General features: G+C 70.5%; 9 protein-coding genes. 7 read left to right on the forward strand and 2 right to left on the reverse strand.

The window, feature by feature from the left end:
* Nucleotides 1–172: 172 nt before the first annotated feature.
* The 4 genes from AMK27_RS14025 to AMK27_RS14040 all read left to right on the forward strand — a co-directional run bounded on the left by AMK27_RS14025 (nucleotide 173) and on the right by AMK27_RS14040 (nucleotide 11901).
* Nucleotides 173–1849: an SWIM zinc finger family protein gene (locus AMK27_RS14025; protein ID WP_073906428.1), complete on the forward strand. Its 1677-nt coding sequence runs from the start codon at nucleotides 173–175 to the stop codon at nucleotides 1847–1849.
* Nucleotides 1850–1988: 139 nt separating this feature from the next.
* Nucleotides 1989–3191 carry a serine/threonine-protein kinase gene (locus tag AMK27_RS14030; RefSeq protein ID WP_073906430.1) on the forward strand — a complete coding sequence of 401 codons (1203 nt, stop codon included), beginning with the start codon at nucleotides 1989–1991 and terminating at the stop codon, nucleotides 3189–3191.
* Between the two features lie 102 nt (nucleotides 3192–3293).
* Nucleotides 3294–6338 (forward strand): SNF2-related protein, encoded by a 3045-nt coding sequence (locus AMK27_RS14035; RefSeq protein WP_079188427.1) that lies wholly within the window; start codon nucleotides 3294–3296, stop codon nucleotides 6336–6338.
* Between the two features lies 1 nt (nucleotide 6339).
* Nucleotides 6340–11901, forward strand: coding sequence for a DNA methyltransferase (locus AMK27_RS14040; protein ID WP_073906432.1), 5562 nt, complete (start codon nucleotides 6340–6342; stop codon nucleotides 11899–11901).
* A gap of 51 nt (nucleotides 11902–11952) precedes the next feature.
* On the opposite strand, the gene AMK27_RS14045 is transcribed toward AMK27_RS14040, so the two are convergent.
* Together AMK27_RS14045 and AMK27_RS14050 are read right to left on the reverse strand one after the other, a co-directional pair.
* Nucleotides 11953–12138 (reverse strand): DUF397 domain-containing protein, encoded by a 186-nt coding sequence (locus tag AMK27_RS14045; RefSeq protein WP_073906434.1) that lies wholly within the window; start codon nucleotides 12136–12138, stop codon nucleotides 11953–11955.
* Nucleotides 12135–13001, reverse strand: a complete 867-nt coding sequence (locus tag AMK27_RS14050; RefSeq protein ID WP_073906436.1) for a helix-turn-helix domain-containing protein — start codon at nucleotides 12999–13001, stop codon at nucleotides 12135–12137. The genes AMK27_RS14045 and AMK27_RS14050 overlap by 4 nt, the downstream gene beginning before the upstream one ends.
* Nucleotides 13002–13160: 159 nt before the next feature.
* On the opposite strand from AMK27_RS14050, the gene AMK27_RS14055 reads away from it, so the two are divergent.
* From AMK27_RS14055 to AMK27_RS14065, 3 genes are all read left to right on the forward strand, one after another.
* Nucleotides 13161–13619, forward strand: a complete 459-nt coding sequence (locus tag AMK27_RS14055; protein ID WP_073906438.1) for an ATP-binding protein — start codon at nucleotides 13161–13163, stop codon at nucleotides 13617–13619.
* Nucleotides 13620–13742: 123 nt separating this feature from the next.
* Complete coding sequence (locus AMK27_RS14060) at nucleotides 13743–15038, forward strand: DUF262 domain-containing protein (RefSeq protein WP_073906440.1); 1296 nt, start codon at nucleotides 13743–13745, stop codon at nucleotides 15036–15038.
* Nucleotides 15035–16225, forward strand: a complete 1191-nt coding sequence (locus AMK27_RS14065; RefSeq protein WP_073906442.1) for an AAA family ATPase — start codon at nucleotides 15035–15037, stop codon at nucleotides 16223–16225. The genes AMK27_RS14060 and AMK27_RS14065 overlap by 4 nt, the downstream gene beginning before the upstream one ends.
* The last annotated feature ends 47 nt before the right edge of the window (nucleotides 16226–16272 follow it).

Raw genomic sequence — 16272 nt, forward strand, 5'->3', positions numbered from 1 at the left:
TTCGGGGAAGGTCCGGGGAGCCGGGGTGGGCGACGACCATACCGGTGGGGCGCGAGGCGCCGCAGAGCATCGGTGGTTGACGGCCTGACGCGAGGATGGGGCCCGCGGGCCGGGCGGCCGTTAATGTGAGGGCTGTTGGCGGGGTCCGAGCCGGAGTGGAGCGCGGAGAGGCGTGGACGGTCTTACGGAAGCGAAGCTGAGGGCGCTGGCCGGGGAGCGTTCGTTCGAGCGTGGACTCGCTTATGTCGACGAAGTGTCCGGGGTCGAGTTCGGTGACGGCTGGATCAGGGCGTCGGTACGCGGCACGGAACGGTACGAGGTGGAGCTGCTCCTGCGCGGGCGCAGAAAGCCGGCGGGCGCGTGCGATTGCCCGTACGGCCAGGAGGGCAACTTCTGCAAGCGCCTGGTCGCGCTCGGTCTGACGGTGATCGCTCAGGATGCCGACCTGCCTCGCCGGCGGAAGGCTGCCCGGGACCGGACCCGAGGCCTCGACGCCTGGCTGACCGGCATGTCACGGGACGATCTGCTCGCTCTTGTACGGGAAGAGATGGCCGAGGACCGGAACCTGCGGAAGCGTCTGGAACTGCGGGCGGCGAGCGCCCGCGGCGACGTGGCCGGGATCCGTTCCCGTATCCGCGAGTTGCTCGACAGCGGCCCTTTTGCCCGGTACGGCTACGTCGAGTACGCGGACGCTCACGCCTATGCCGACCAGGCCGCGCAGGCGGTCGACGCGATCCGGTCGGTGACGGCCTCCGGTCGGGCGGCCGACTCGATCGCCCTGGCCCGGGAGGCGATCGGGATGCTGGCCGCTGCGGTCGAAAGCGTCGATGACTCCGACGGCCGATTCGGCGAGATCGGCGCCGGCCTGGCCGCTGCCCACCACGAGACCTGCCGCGCGGCCGGCCCCGACCTGGTGGAACTCGCGCACTGGCTGGTGACCCACGCTCTGGACGACGCGGCCGACCTGACGGACATCGACCCGCTCGACTACGAGGACTTGCTCGGCGAGCAAGGGATGGCAGCCCTGCGCCGGTACGCGGTCGAGGCATGGCAGACGAACCGTACGGGCTGGGCCGAGAAGCACCTGATGCAGCGCCTCGCGAAGTCGGGGCGGGACATCGACACGGTGATCGCCGTACACGCCGCCGACCTCGCGCCGAACGGTCACACCCATCTGCTTATCGCCCGCGAACTCGACGCCGCCGGTCGCCCCGTCGAAGCCCTGGAATGGGCCGAGCGCGGCATCCGGGAGACCGAGGACCTCGCCACTGTCGACACCGCCCTGATCGACCACCTCGCCGACCGCTACACCCGGACCGACCGGCCCGCCGACACCGTCACCCTGCGCCGGGACCACTTCGCGGCCCGCCGCACGCTGCTCACCTACCAGCAGCTGCGTGCCGCGGCCATCGCCGCCGCGTGCTGGCCGACCGAGCGCGAGAAGGCGCTGGCACGTCTCCGCGACGATGCCGCACGGGCGGACACGCGCGGTGACCGGGTCCTCGTCGACGTCCTGCTGGACGACAAGGACATCGACGCCGCCTGGCGGACAGCCGACGAGCACGGTGCCCACGACGGCCAGTGGCTCACCCTCGCCGACCGGTCCCGCCCCACCCGCCCCGCGGACGCCCTCGCCGTCTACCTCCGCCTGGCCGCCCGCCTCACCCGTGAGACCGGCAACCGAGCCTATGAACAGCTCGTCAGCCTGCTCCTGGGCATCCGCGACAGCCACCGCCGCCTCGGCACACCGGACGACTTCACCGCTTACGTCACCGACCTGCGCGCCGCCCAAAAGCGCAAGCGGAACCTGATGCGGCTGATGGACGACCACGGCCTGTCCGGCGCGTGACGACAACCGTCGCGCCGATGGGAGCCTCCCGGGAAGCCGGTACAGGACGACAGGGGACCTGCATAGACTGCCTCCCGGTCCGAGTAGGTCCACCACATGGAATCGTGGGGTGCGGACCACAAGGGGGAGGCGTGACACCGTGGAACCACTGAGGGACGACGACCCGAGGGAGATCGGGGGGTTCGCCCTCGTGTGCCGGATCGGCTCCGGCGGCATGGGACAGGTGTTCCTGGGGGAGTCCGCGGCCGGCCACCAGGCCGCGGTGAAGGTCATCAAGCCTTCCGTGCTCGACGAGGACACCCGGGCGCGTTTCCTGTCCGAGGTGGAGAGCCTGCGCACCGTCTACGGGCCCTTCGTCGCGGCCTTCGTCGGCGCCGATGCGAACGCCGATCAGCCCTGGCTCGCGGTCGAGTACGTCCCCGGTCCCGATCTGCGCACCCTGGTCGCCGGTCAGGCGCCCCTGCCCCTCGCCGAGACCGCCAGCCTCGGGGCGCTGCTGGCCGAGGGCCTCGGCACGGTCCACGAGGCAGGGCTGCTCCACCGCGACCTGAAGCCGCAGAACATCCTGCTCTCCCCCTACGGCCCCAAGGTGATCGACTTCGGTCTCGCCGTGCTCGCGGAACGCCGCACCGCCCTGACGGCCACCGGCTTCGTCGTCGGCAGCGTGCTCTGCATGCCTCCGGAGCAGGCCCGGGGCGAGCAACAGCTGGACCGGTCCGCCGACGTGTACGCGCTGGGCGCGGTGCTGCTCTTCGCCGCGACCGGGCACTACCCGTACGAGGGACCGACGTGGCAGGCCGTCGCCCTCAGGATCGAGGACCCGGCGACACCTCCCGATCTGACGGACGCCCCACCGGAACTCGTGCCGCTGATCACGGACATGCTGGCACTGGATCCGGATGCCAGGCCGGCACTGCCCGACGTCACCGAGCGGCTGGTGCGCGTCATCCATGAACAGGGTCTGACCGCCCTCCAGGCCAAGCGGCGCCTCGCAGCCCTGACGCCTGAGATCAGTGTGCCCCAGCTTCCCGCGCCGACTCCTGAACCTCCGGCGGGAGCCGACGCACCCGCCTACACCCCCGCCGTCATCGACCAGGCGGCGGCCGAGGACGACGAACAGGCGGGTCCGGCCGGTCTCGCAGGGGCCGGGCAGCACGCCTCGGAGGGAGAGCCCGACGCGGATGATCCGGACGACGGGGCCTCCGCCCTCCCGGAGTCCTCGCCCGCGCAGGCGGAGACCCGTCCGCGCCCGCGAGGCGGGACGACCGCCGTCCGGCCCTCCGCGCCCTTGAGGATCGCCGAGCGGATCCGTGCCGGTTACGCCCGCGAGGCCCGCTTCTGAGCAGGCGCGGCCCCCGTGCCCGATCTCGTACGTCCCGCTTCCTCCCCGTGACAAACTTGCGGAGGCGAGAGCGACGACACACGCGAGACGAAGGGGCCGTGAGTGACCGACCAGGGGGCGACGCAGGAGGGGACCCGGTTCCCGCCGGGCGCGCAGATCCTCGTACGGGACGAGGAGTGGCTGGTCCGCAACACCACCACGACCGATCACGACGGGGAGAGGATCGAGGCGATCGGTGTCTCCGAGTTCGTGCGGGACGAGGAGGCCGTCTTCTTCAGCGGCATCGACACCGTGGAGCTCCTGGACCCGGAGAAGACCGTCCTCGTACCCGACACCTCCTCCTACTTCCGGCGCAGCCGCCTGTTCCTCGAGGCCGTCCTGCGCAAGACGCCGCTGCCCCAGTCGGAGCGGGGCCTCGCCCTCGCCGACCGCTTCCTCCTTGACCCGCTCGTCTACCAGCAGCGCCCGGCCGAACTCGCCCTGTCCATGCGCAACCTCCGCCCCCGGGTCCTCATCGCCGACGTCGTCGGTCTCGGAAAGACCCTGGAGATCGGCCTGACCCTTGCCGAGCTCATCCGGCGAGGCCGGGGCGAGCGCATCCTGGTCGTGACCCCCCAGAGCATCCTGGAGCAGTTCCAGCACGAGCTGTGGACGCGTTTCTCCATCCCGCTGGTACGGCTCGACTCGCTCGGCGTCCAGCGTGTCCAGCGCGAGCTGCCGGCCGGGCGGAACCCGTTCACGCACTACAAGCGCGTGATCATCTCCGTGGACACCCTCAAGAACATCGGCCAGTACCGGCACCACCTGGAGCGGATCCGCTGGGACGCCGTCGTCATCGACGAGTCCCACAACCTGATCAACCCCGGCAGCCAGCGCCGCGCCCTCGCCGAGATCCTCGCGCCGCGCACGGACGCCCTGCTGCTCGCCAGCGCCACCCCGCACAACGGCGACAAGCGGTCCTTCGCCGACCTGATCTCCCTGCTCGACCCAGCCGCCATCGCCGACCGCGACCACTACGACCCGGCGGAGGACCTCGGCCACCTCTTCATCCGGCGCACCAAGATCAGCCCCGAGGTCCGTGACGAGATGGGCACCGAATGGCCGGACCGGGGCCCCACCGTCTCCCTCCACTGCGAGGCCACCGAGGCGGAGGAGCGGGTCTTCGCCGAACTGGCCGAGCACTGGATCCCCGCCCCGCCGACGAGTACGGAGTTCGGCACCGCGGGTCAGGACCCCGTCTCGGTCGCCGTCGAGCCTGTCTTCGCCTACAACCTGCTCAAGACGTTCCTGTCCTCGCACGTCGCCCTGGGCGAGACGGTCGCGAACCGCATCGCCTCCCTCACGGACCGGGTCCGCAAGGCAGAGGAGAAGGGGCTGCGGCCCGACCCCGCCCTCGCCACCGAGCAGGCCGCCCTCGCCCGTCTCCGGGAGATCGTCTCCGGCATGGGCGACGGCACCGCGCCCGGCGACTCCGCCAAGCTCGACGCCCTCGTCGCCCAGCTCAAGGCGATCGGTGTCGGCCCCCGCTCCACCACGCGGGCCGTGGTCTTCTCCGAACGCGTCCGCACACTGACGTGGCTCGCCGAGGTCGTTCCCGCCCGTCTTGGTTTCCCGGTCGGGGCGGACGGTACGTCGAAGGCCGTGGCCGTGATGCACGGCGGCCTCAGCGACGAGGAGCAGGGCAAGGTCCTCGAGGCGTTCGGCCTCGCCGACACCCCCGTGCGGCTGCTGTTCACCGGAGACGTGGCCTCCGAGGGCGTCAACCTGCACCGCCAGTGCCACCACCTCGTCCACTACGACATCCCGTGGTCCCTGATCCGCATCGAGCAGCGCAACGGCCGTATCGACCGGTACGGGCAGAAGCACGAGCCCCGGTTCCACGCCTTGATCCTCACCTCGGCCGTCCCCGGCGCCAAGGACGACCGCACGGTCGCCGAGAAGCTGCTCCTGCGGGAGGAGGAGGCGCACAAGCTGGACGGCACGGCCGAGGCCGTCTCCGGTCTCTACCGGGCCGAGGAGGAGGAGCGCCGACTGATCAAGGAACTGGTCAGGGGCGGCACGGTCGAGGAGTTCCTGGACTCCGCCCCCGCCGACGACACGGCACTCGCCGACCTGTTCGGCCAGGTGGACACGATCACCGAGCAGGAGCTGCCCGCCCGCGCCGAGCTGATCTCTCTCTTCGACGGCGACACCGCCGACTTCGTCGCCACCGCCCTCGACGAGGTGTACGAGGAGCGCGCCGAGGACCAGATCGCCCTGTCGTCCGGCACCGACACCCAGGGCGGGGCCTACTTCTCCCTCTCCCCGGCCCTGGCGCCCGACCTGCTCCACCGCCTCAAGGCCCTGCCGCCCTCCTACCTCAGGGAACAGCACGTCGCCGAACGGATGCTGGTCACCTTCGACCGGGCCCTCGCGCAGCGCAAGCTCACCGAGGCCAGGGACAGCAGCACCACGATGTGGCCGGACGTCTCCTTCCTGACCGACATCCATCCGGTGGTCGAGTGGTTGACGGACAAGGTCCTGGTCGAGTTCGGCCGGCAGGAGGCACCGGTCATCAGCACGCCCCACGTCGACGGCCCGGTCTTCCTCGTCCAGGGCATCCACTCCAACGCCCTCGGCCGCCCGACCGTGGTCCGCTGGATGGCCGTGACCGGTATCCGGCCCGACGGCACCGGCACGCCCGAGGTACGCCCCATGGCCGACGCGCTGCGCGACGCGAAGGTCGGCCCGAGGCTCGCCCGCACCGGAGGCCCGGGGGACCTGGCCCGGCTCCAGACCCTCGTCCCGGCCGCCGTCACCGCCGCCCGGCACCACCTGGACGCGGGCAGGGCCGCGTGGGAGGAGCAGATCAGCGGGCCGCTCGCCGCCTACCGCGACCATGTCGCCCGGTGGCGTGCCGACTCCCTGCTCCCCGGCGTCACCGGCCGCCGCGAGCGCCTCGTCGAGGAGACCGCCGACGAACTGGCCCGTCTCCTCGACCAACTCCAGACCACCGGGCGCCCGCTCCTGCGGGTCCTCGCCGTCCTGGACCGCCCCGGCACCCCGGACCCCTCCGGAGACGAGGCGGTCGCACCCGCGGCGGTCGCCCAGGACCCGGCCCCCGCATCCGACGCCGCCCACCCGTCCGACACCCAGGCGGAGAACTGACGTGACGTACGACTCGCTGGTCAACCACGGCGACTACCTCTCGCCGCACTACCTCGCCGAGGTCCTCCCCAAGGACCTCAAGGCGAAGGACGGCCTCCTCACCCGCTGGGCGGCCTTCGAGGAGACCGAACGCCGCCGCCACGCCGACGCCGTCGCCGACGCCGCCCGCCAGGGCCTCGGCCCCGACTCCGTCCCGCCGCGCGTCCGCACCCCCCGCGAGGGCCTGCGCGCCCTGTACGGCTCCTACTTCGCGGGCCGCGCCGCGCTCGCCGAGGACACGGCGGCGCTCGCAGAGCCCGACGCGCTCGAACCCGAAGGGTGGCGAAAGCGCTACACCGAGAGCCACCTCGACACCCTCCGTGCGCTCGGCTACACCGACGCCCACGAGCAGACCGTGACCGTCCACCGCGCCGACCGCGAGTACGCCGTCGAGGTCCTCCACGCCGAACCCGGTCTGTACGCGGTCGCCTGCGGCTGGACCACCGAACCCGACGCAGCCCTCGACCCGGACGGCGCCGGCCGCCTGCTCCACCCGGTGGAGACGGAGACGTCGGCGCCGGACCTGCTGGACGCGAAGGCCCTCACCGACTTCCTCTTCACCTGCGACGCACCTCCGCGCCACGTCCTGCTGCTCGTCGGCGGCGTCGTCGTCCTCGCCGACCGACTCGCCTGGCCCGAGGGCCGCTATCTGTCCGCCGACCTCGACGCGGCCCTGCACCGCCGCGACGACCGCCACGGCGGCGAACTCGACATCCTGGCAGCGCTGTTCGGCGCCGACGCGCTGCGCGTCCCCGCCGAGGGCGGCACCGCCCCGCTCGCCGCCTTCCTCGACCGGTCCTCCAAGCACGCCGTCGGTGTCTCGACCGAACTCCGCGAGGGCCTGCGCCTGAGCGTCGAGTGGATCGCCAACGAGGTCCTGGACCGCCTGCGCGAACCGGAGAACGGCGTCACCCCCGCCGACCTGGACGACCCGGCCCGCCTCGCCAAGGAACTCAGCCGCGAGTCGCTGCGCTACCTGTACCGCATCCTGTTCCTGTTGTACGCGGAAGCCAGCCCCGCCCTCGGCATCCTGCCCTCCGACTACCCCGAGTACGAGCAGGGCTACGGCCTCCAGCGCCTCGGCGACCTCGTCCTGCGCGACCTCGTCGGCGAGCGCTCCCGGAAGGGCTTCCACCTGTACGAGTCGCTCGATCTGCTCTTCGAGAAGGTCGAGAAGGGCCACCGCCGCTACGGCACCGAGCCCGAGGACCTCGCGGCGGAGGCGGCGGCCCGGGAGGCGACGGAGGCCGAGAACGAGGCGGCGAGGCTGCTCGCCGACGGCGAGATCACCCAGGCCGAGTACACCGAGCGGGTCCGCGAGGCCGACCGCGCCCGCCGCGCCGCCGCCCGCAGCACGAGCGCGGGCCTGCGCTTCGAGGCCCTGCGCTCCGAGCTGTTCACCAAGGAGGCCGTCCGTCTCATCTCGGACGACCAGATCGAGAACCCGGAATACAGGGGCGGAGTAGTAGAGAAGCGCCGCCCCTTCCTGGACACCCGGCTGCGCAACGAGACCCTGCATAAGGTGCTGCGCCGCCTGATGCTCACCAAGGGCAGGGGGCGCGAGCGCGGTGGCTTCATCTCGTACGCCCAGCTCGGCATCAACCAGCTCGGCGCGGTGTACGAGGGCCTGATGTCCTACACCGGCTTCATCGCGGAGGAGGAGCTGTACGAGGTCGCCAAGGGCGGCGACCCGTCGGGCGGCAGCTGGATGATCCCCGCATCCCGGGCCGGGGACTACGACGACGCCCTCTTCGTCAAGCGGACGAACGAGGAGACGGGCCGCCTGGAGCGGGTGCCCCACCCCAAGGACTCGTTCGTCTACCGCCTGGCCGGCCGCGACCGCCAGACCTCCGCCTCCTACTACACCCCGAAGTCCCTCACCGAGGTCACGGTCGAGCTGGCCCTCAGGCACCGCCTCGACCAGGACGGCACCACCCCGGCGAAGGAACTCCTGGAGTGGAAGATCTGCGAACCGGCCCTCGGTTCCGGCGCGTTCCTCAACGAGGCCATCGACCAGGTGGCCGCCGAGTACCTGCGGCGCCGGGAACGCGAGCTGGGCCGTCGGATCGACCCCGAACTGCGGCAGGTCGAGCTCCAGAAGGCCAAGGCGTACATCGCCCTGCACAACGCCTACGGCGTGGACCTCAACGCCACGGCGGTGGAGCTCGCCGAGGTCTCCCTGTGGCTCAACTCCATGCACCCGGGCATGCGGGCCCCCTGGTTCGGCCTCCACCTGCGGCGCGGCAACTCGCTGATCGGCGCGGGCCGCAAGGTCTACGGGGCGGACGTCCTGCCCGGCGGTGGATGGCTGGCCAAGAAGAACACCCTCCCGCCGAAGGACCTGCCGTTCCGTGACGGGCCGCTGCCCGACGGTGCGGTGCACCAGTTCCTGCTGCCCGCGATCGGCTGGGGCGCGGTCGCCGGGGAGCCGGAGGCGAAGAAGCTCGCCGAGGACGAGGCCAAGGCGCTGGGCCAGTGGCGCAAGGGCGTCCAGAAGGCCCCGAAGGGCCCGAAGCCGTTCCAGGAGCGCGGCGACGAGACCGCCGAGGCCCGGCAGAAGCGCTACGACCGCTGGCGCAAGGCCGCCGACAAGACCGAGCTGGGCCGCCTCCAGGGCGTGGCCCGGCGCGCCGAGTTCCTGTGGTCGCTGGTCGCGACCCGCCTCGAACTCTCCGAACGGGCGGTGTCCCGCCGCGTCGACGTGTGGGGCGCGGACTGGCTGGAGCAGTCCACGGAGGCGGAGGACAAGCAGAAGGTCCTCGATGACCTGACCCGGCACGGCACGCCGTACTGGCGGCTGAAGACCGTCATGGACGCCTGGTGCGCGCTGTGGTTCTGGCCGCTGGACAAGACCGGCCTGCTCGACGGCACGGCTCCGGAGTACGTGGCGGGCGGCGCCCTCGTGGATGAGTCGTCGGTTCCGGGAATGCTGCGCGGAGGGCCGGTGGAGCCTGCCGCCCCGGTCACGTCGGTGGCGCCCGTGGAGCCGCCGTCCGGCCCCGCGCCCGGAGACCAGCTGTGGCGGACGGCCGGCCTGTTCGACGACCCGGACGGGGAGCAGGAGGAGCTGGGCGAGGGCCTGGGCGCCGGGGCGTCTGCGCGGGCCGTCCCTGCCGCCCGCAAGGCGGTGAGCCGCGCCCCGGAGCGGACGACGGTCCCGCTCCAGAGCCTCGGCGACTGGCTGGACTTCCTGGAGAGCCTGCTGGGCCGGGTCGACATGCCTGAGCAGTCGCTGCTCTCGGGCATCGAGAACCTCAGCCCCGACGAGGCGCTGGGACTCCTCGCCGACGTGGAGGACCGCCTGGAGGGCTTCCTCGGCATGCGCCCGGCGACGCAGCTGCCGTTCCGCTACCCGTGGCTGAACACGGTCGAGGACATCGCGGGCACCACGGAGAAGGACATAAAGGCGGAGGACGGCCACGGCTTCTTCCACTGGGAGCTGCACTTCGCGCATGTGTTCCGGGGAGCGGGGGGCGGGTTCGACCTTCAGGTGGGGAACCCGCCTTGGGTGCGGCCGAGGTGGGAGGAGAATCCGGTTCTCGCCGAGTACGAACCGTGGTTCATGCTCACTGAGCAATCGACCCAAATCGAGCGGATGCGGCGGCGTGAGCAGTTGTTGGAGTCGCCGCGCGCCCGCGCATATTTTCTCGCCGAACTCGCTTCAACCAGCGGCCTAGGCAAGATGCTCGGCTCGGGTCCGGTCTACCCCCTGCTCACGGGCACCCAACCAGACCTGTACCGGGCATTCATGTGCAGGACGTGGCACCACACAGCACGTACCGGCTCCGTTGGCTTGATCCACCCAGACACCCATTTCAGCGGTGATAAGGAAGGGCGGTTGCGTGAAGCTGCCTACTCCAGGCTGCGCGTTCACGGCGACTTCGTGAACGCGGGTAACCGCTTCTTCCCCCCACCTGTCGGCCGGTCCAGCCACTTTGGTGTGCACATTTATGGGCAGGAAGGCGAGATCGGCTTCGACCATCTGTCCTGGCTCTTCTCCGTGGACGCCTTGCGCCTGTCGGCAGACGACGAAGGGACGGGGTCCGACCCTGGAGTCCGCTACGGCGACAGCTGGGACGAACGCCCACATCGCAAGCGGATTGTCCATGTGGACGAGGCTGTGCTTGCCCGCTGGCAGAAGCTCACAGGCGATGACGCCCAATCAGTACGTCAAACACGGTTGCTGTCCCCGGTGAGTACTGCGGAAGCTCAGGCGATCGAGGCGCTAGCGGACTACGTGCTCCGGCTCGCAGAGTACGAGCCGCAAATCAGCAGTGGCTACCACGAAACGAATGACAGAGCGGCTGGCATTTTTGACTACAATGTGCCAGATAGTGCAGGCATGGTCCGGCGCCCGGTCGGCTGGTCAGAGGTGATCCTCAAGGGTCCACAGATCGGCCTGGCCAACCCGATGTTCAAGCAGCCGAGCCAGGGTGCAGGTGAGGTGCTTGGTCTTAACCCCATGACGCTGGCGGACGACGCCGTGCCCGAGACCAGCTACGCATACGTCGCGAAGCCTGAGGCGTACCGCGCACAACTGGACGTGTGGAGCGATGGCAGGACGTTGGAGCAGCTCAAGGCGTCACAGTGTGAAGTGAACCGGGCCCGGAACGTCGCAGCCAGGCGGTTCGAAGTGATGCCGTCGAGCGTCACTGAGGAGCAGATTGAGGCGGAGCTGCTGCGGCGGTTGCGGAGGCCCTACACCGAGTTCTACCGGATGGCGTGGCGGGAAATGATCGCGCCCGATACGGAACGTAGCCTCTATGTCGCGCTGCTTCCACCGAAAGTAGCGCACGTGCTCCTTCTGCAAAGCGCCACCGTGGGTAGTAGCCGTCTCACGGCACTGACTGCGGGTTTCTGGGCTGGCCTACCAATGGACTATCTACTCCGGACCACTGGTGTGGGTCACTTGCAGAAGGCGCCGGCCCGGCGACTTCCAGCGCCTCACGCAGAGCACCCCCTGGCTGCCGCCCTTCTTCTGCGTACTCTCCGCCTCAACTGCCTCACTAACGCCTACGCGGACCTGTGGGAGGAGCTCTACGATCGCACCTGGCCCGCCTACGAGCCCTGGGCGTGCGACTGGCCCGAGCTGCAACCGCTCCACACAGTCGGTCCAGTGTGGACGCGGAACACCCCGCTACGCACCGAGCGGGCACGGCGGGCAGCCCTGGTGGAGATCGACGCTCTCGTCGCGGTCTGGCTCGGCGTGAGCGCCGACGCCCTCGTCGCCATGTACAAGGCCCGATTCCCGATCATGCAGGACTTCGATGCCGTGACCTGGTTCGACTCCAAGGAGCGCAAGATCGCGGGGAACCGCTACACCTACGGCTTCGGCCAGACCAAGGAGCACTACGAGCACTTCCTGGCCTACCAACGGAAGGAGCGGCCCGAGCCCCCCGAGGGCTACACCGCACCCTTCTACAAGGCGAACCGCGAAGAGGAGATGCGCGCGGCGCACGCGTACTTCTCCGCGCGACTCCAGGAAGCCGTCGACAAGGGGAAGTGGACGCCTCCCACGGTGTGAACGCGAGTGCCACGCGCCGGACGAGTCCGGCGCGTGGCACTCGCGTGAGGGTCAGACCTGGGCGGCGTACGTGACAAAGTCGTCCCACGCGGCGGGGGAGAGGGCGAGTTCGGGGCTCCGCTGGTCCTTGGAGTCGCGGACGTGGATCGCCTGCGTGCCCATGGCCACCTCGACGCAGTCGTCACCCTGCGAGCCGCTGTAACTGCTCTTGAACCAGGCCAGTTCGGACGTGCTCATAGCGCTCCTCGCAATCGCTTCAGCAGGCTCAGCGAGTCCTCAGGGGTCAGAGCCTGCGAGCGCAGTTTCGCATACCGCTGCTGAAGGAGGCTGATCTCCTTCGGGTCGGCGATCAGCCGTCCATTCTGCTGTCCCTCTGAGTAGGCGAACCACTGGTTCTCCGGCGTCTCGGCCAGCCGCATCGGCCCGTCCAGCCCCGCATGCGTCGGCCTCCGCGTAGGCATCACCTGAAACTCCACGTTCCAGTTCCGCTCGACCAACCCCACCAAGTGATCGAGCAGTTCTCGCGTCACCGCCTCCCCGCCCGTCCACCGCTCCAGCACCGCCTGCTCCACGATGAAGCTGAACGCCGTCGGCGGCTTCCGCGTCACCGCCAGCAGCTCCTGCCTCGCCAGCCGTGCCGCGATCCGCTGTTCCAGCTCCTCCGGGTCCGGCAACGGCGGCACGTCCAGCGAGACCGCTCGCGCGTACGCCTCCGTCTGCAACAGGCCAGGGACCACCCGGCATTCGTACGTGTACAGACTGATCGCCGTCGCCTCCAGCCGCGCCCACTGCCGGAACCAGCTCGCAAGGCCCGCCTGCCGGGACAGGTGCGGCGCCGCCTTCCGCAGCGCGCCCGTGCCGCCGAGCACCGGTTCGGCGCGCTCCACGAAGTCGCGGTCCGGCATGCGCCGGCCCTGTTCGACCGAGGCGACCGTGTGCTTGGAGTAGCCGATCAGGGTGCCGAACTCCTCGCGGCTCAGGCCCGTGTGCTCGCGTAAGGCCTGGACGACCGCGCCGAAGGTGCGCAGACTGTCCGACGCCCCCGGTTCCGCGCCGCCCGCCGCCGCCCCCGTACCGCCGTCCGTGCTCTCGTAGGCCACCGCCGGACACCTCCCGTGCCACCTGCCGCCGTACCGCTTCAACCCCGGTCATCGTCACGTACGGTCACGCGTACTGTCCACCGAACGTGCGCGTACGCTGACTCGGCGTACGCGCTGCGGCCCTGGTGAACCCACCCCACCCAAAGGCACCTTGGGCCTATGACAGCACCGTCCACCCCCACCGCCCACGCGGCACCCGTCACCGTACGTGTGTTCACCCAGCGTTTCAGCTCCACCCCGCGCGGCGCCCGGCTCGCCCGCCGGCTCGCGCTGCACCAGCTCGACACCTGGGGCGTGCCGCACGGCAGCCCGGCGTCCGACACCGCCGCCCTGCTCGTCGCCGAACTCGCCGCCAACGCCGTCACGCACGGCCGCGTGCCCGGCCGTGACTTCGAGCTCGCCGTGAAGTTCCTCGGCAGGACCCTGCGCGTCGAGGTCTCCGACACCCGGGGCGAGCGGCGTCCCCCCGGCCCCGGAACGTCCCGCCCCGCACCCCGGCCCCTCTCCGAGGACGGCCGGGGCCTGCTCCTGGTCGAAGCGCTCGCCGACCGGTGGGACGTGCTCGACCGCGTCCCCGTCGGCAAGACCGTCGTCGCCGAGCTGGACCTGACACACTGACCGCCGCCGGCCGGACACCCCGGGGAGGCATCGGGCGGTCGCGCTGACAGCCCCCGGCACCGTCTATAGGCTGAGCCTGGCACGGCATCGGGCTGTGGCGGACGGCGGAGGGTGACGGGCGGTATGGCGGAGGCCGAGGACGGCGGGCACGGCCGGGGCGCCGAAGGAAGCCGCTCGTCGGCCCCCCGGGGCTACGCCGGGGCCGAGGACGTCGACCAGCCGGACTCGCTCCTCCTGCCACTGGGCTCGCCCCTCGAAATCGGATCCGACGGCCGTCCGACCGGCGTCGAGCTGGAGCTCCCCGCCGACGAGGAGGACGAGGAGCACGGCGAGTACCGGGACGTGGACGGGATCTCCGCCCCGTTCCGGCCGGAGGACATCAGGATCCAGACCGAGACGACCACGCCGGAACTGCTCCTGTCCCGTCTGGAGCAGGGCATGCTCGACCTGGCGCCGGACTTCCAGCGTCGCTCCGGCATCTGGAGCGACCGTGCGCAGAGTCGGCTGATCGAGTCGCTGCTCCTCCGCATCCCGATCTCCAACTTCCACATGGCGTACGGCGACGAGGACACATGGGCCGTAGTGGACGGCGTCCAGCGGCTCACCGCCATCGCCCGGTTCATGAAGCCCGAGCTCACCGACCTGGGGCCGTTGACCCTCCGGGGCGTGGACTACCTCTGGCAGCTCGACGGCAGTACCTACCAGGACCTCAGCGGACGGATGAAGCTGCGCCTGCGGGAGACCCAGCTCACCGTCCACATCATGCAGCAGGGCACCCCGGAGGCGGTCAAGTACAACGTCTTCTCCCGGATCAACACCGGCGGTGTGCCGCTGAAGCCGCAGGAACTGCGGCACGCGCTGGTGAGCGGGCCGGTCCGGACCTTCCTCGCCGACCTGGCCGAGGACCCGGCCTTCGGAGAGGCCACCCGGTGGAGCGTGTCCGACGAACGGATGGCCGACCGGGAGATGGTGTTGCGCTTCCTCGCCTTCCGTCTGACCAATCCGGCCGCGCACACCGAGAAGGACTTCGACAAGTTCCTCATCGACTCCATGTACCAGATCAACACCATCGGTCAGGAGCGGCGGGCGCAGCTGGCACGCGAGTTCCGGATGGCCATGTGGTGCGCGCGGGATCTGTTCGGCGAGCACGCCTTCCGCAAGTGGCGGGGCGGGAAGCGCAGTTCTCCAGCCGTCAACAAGGCCCTCTTCGAGACGATCTCCGTCCATCTTGCGCTTCTTGATGATCACGAGCGGAGACGGCTGGTAGCGTCGCGGGCGAAGGTGCACGACCGCTTCGTCGAGCTCATGGACGACTGGGACTTCGACCGGTCGATCTCCGTGGGCACCGGGGATCCGGCGAGGATCCGCACCCGATTCCAGGAAGTGGCACGACTGTTCCGAGGGGTGGCCGAACAGTGATCGACCGATTGACGCTGCACAATTACAAGGCGTTCCAACACGCGGAGATCCCCCTCGGCCCGCTGACCCTCCTCACCGGTCTCAACTCGTCCGGCAAGAGCAGCGTCCTCCAGTCCCTCGCGCTGCTCCGCCAGTCGTACGAGTCCGGTGATCTTGCGTTCTCCTCGCTGCTGCCGCAAGCACGTCAGGCCGGGCTCCGCACGAGCGTCGCCAACCAGGGCTTCCTGCTCAACGGCGAACTCGTCGGCCTGGGCACCGGAGAGGACGTCCTCCACGAGGACTTCACGGAGGAAGAACCCCGGATCAGCCTCGCTGTGGACGAGGGGCCCTACCACTACGGGTGGACCACCGAGTACGAGGCCGAGCAGAACCTCCTGCCCCTGCTCGACGTCGACCTTCCCGACCTCTCCGAGGGCGGACGGGAGCGACCGACCGGGCCGGCGGCCGTGACCCCGGCGTTCTTCACCGCGCCCTTCCAGTACCTGCACGCCGACCGGATCTCGCCCGCCGAGTTCTACCCGCGCGACCACCAGGTGGCGATCGGCCGGGGCTTCCTCGGCGTACATGGCGAGCACACGGTCAACTTCCTGCGCCACCATCGCGAGGACACTGTCCCCGCCGGCCCCCTGCGCCACCCGAAAGCCGCGTCCGACGATCTGATCGACCAGACCGCCGCCTGGATGGGCGACCTGTGCCCGGGTGTGGACATCCAGGCCGAGGCCATCAAGGGCGCGGACGTCGTGAGCCTCTCGTACGGATTCCGGGGCGCTGCCGGAGCCACGAAACGCCGCCGCCCCACCAACGTCGGCTTCGGCCTCACCTACGTCCTGCCCATCGTCGTCGCCTGCGTGAGCGCCCGTCCCGGTTCCCTGATCCTCCTGGAGAACCCGGAGGCGCACCTGCACCCGCAGGGCCAGACCCAGATGGCCACGCTCGCCGCCTCGGCCGCGGCGCAGGGCGCCCAGGTGATCATGGAGACGCACAGCGACCACGTCATCAACGGGGTGCGCCTCGCCGTCAAGCAGGGGCGGCTCGCGCCCGGTCAGACGGTGTTCCACTACTTCCGGGGCGACGGCACCGGTGTGAACTTCGTCAGTCCCCGCGTAGACGAGGACGGCATGCTCGACCAGTGGCCCTCGGGCTTCTTCGACGAGCTGGAGAACACGCTCGACCAGCTCATCGGCTGACATGCCCGCCTGGGGAGGCGGGGCGCACACCATCGCGGAGGGGGAGA

This window comes from Streptomyces sp. CB02009 (assembly GCF_001905825.1).
Classification (GTDB): domain Bacteria; phylum Actinomycetota; class Actinomycetes; order Streptomycetales; family Streptomycetaceae; genus Streptomyces.

What these genes read in the sequence shown, in the direction of transcription:
- AMK27_RS14045 (WP_073906434.1), bottom strand. Translation starts at nt 12,138, where the DNA reads ATGAGCACGTCCGAACTGGCCTGGTTCAAGAGCAGTTACAGCGGCTCG.
- AMK27_RS14055 (WP_073906438.1), top strand. Translation starts at nt 13,161, where the DNA reads ATGACAGCACCGTCCACCCCCACCGCCCACGCGGCACCCGTCACCGTA.
- AMK27_RS14060 (WP_073906440.1), top strand. Translation starts at nt 13,743, where the DNA reads ATGGCGGAGGCCGAGGACGGCGGGCACGGCCGGGGCGCCGAAGGAAGC.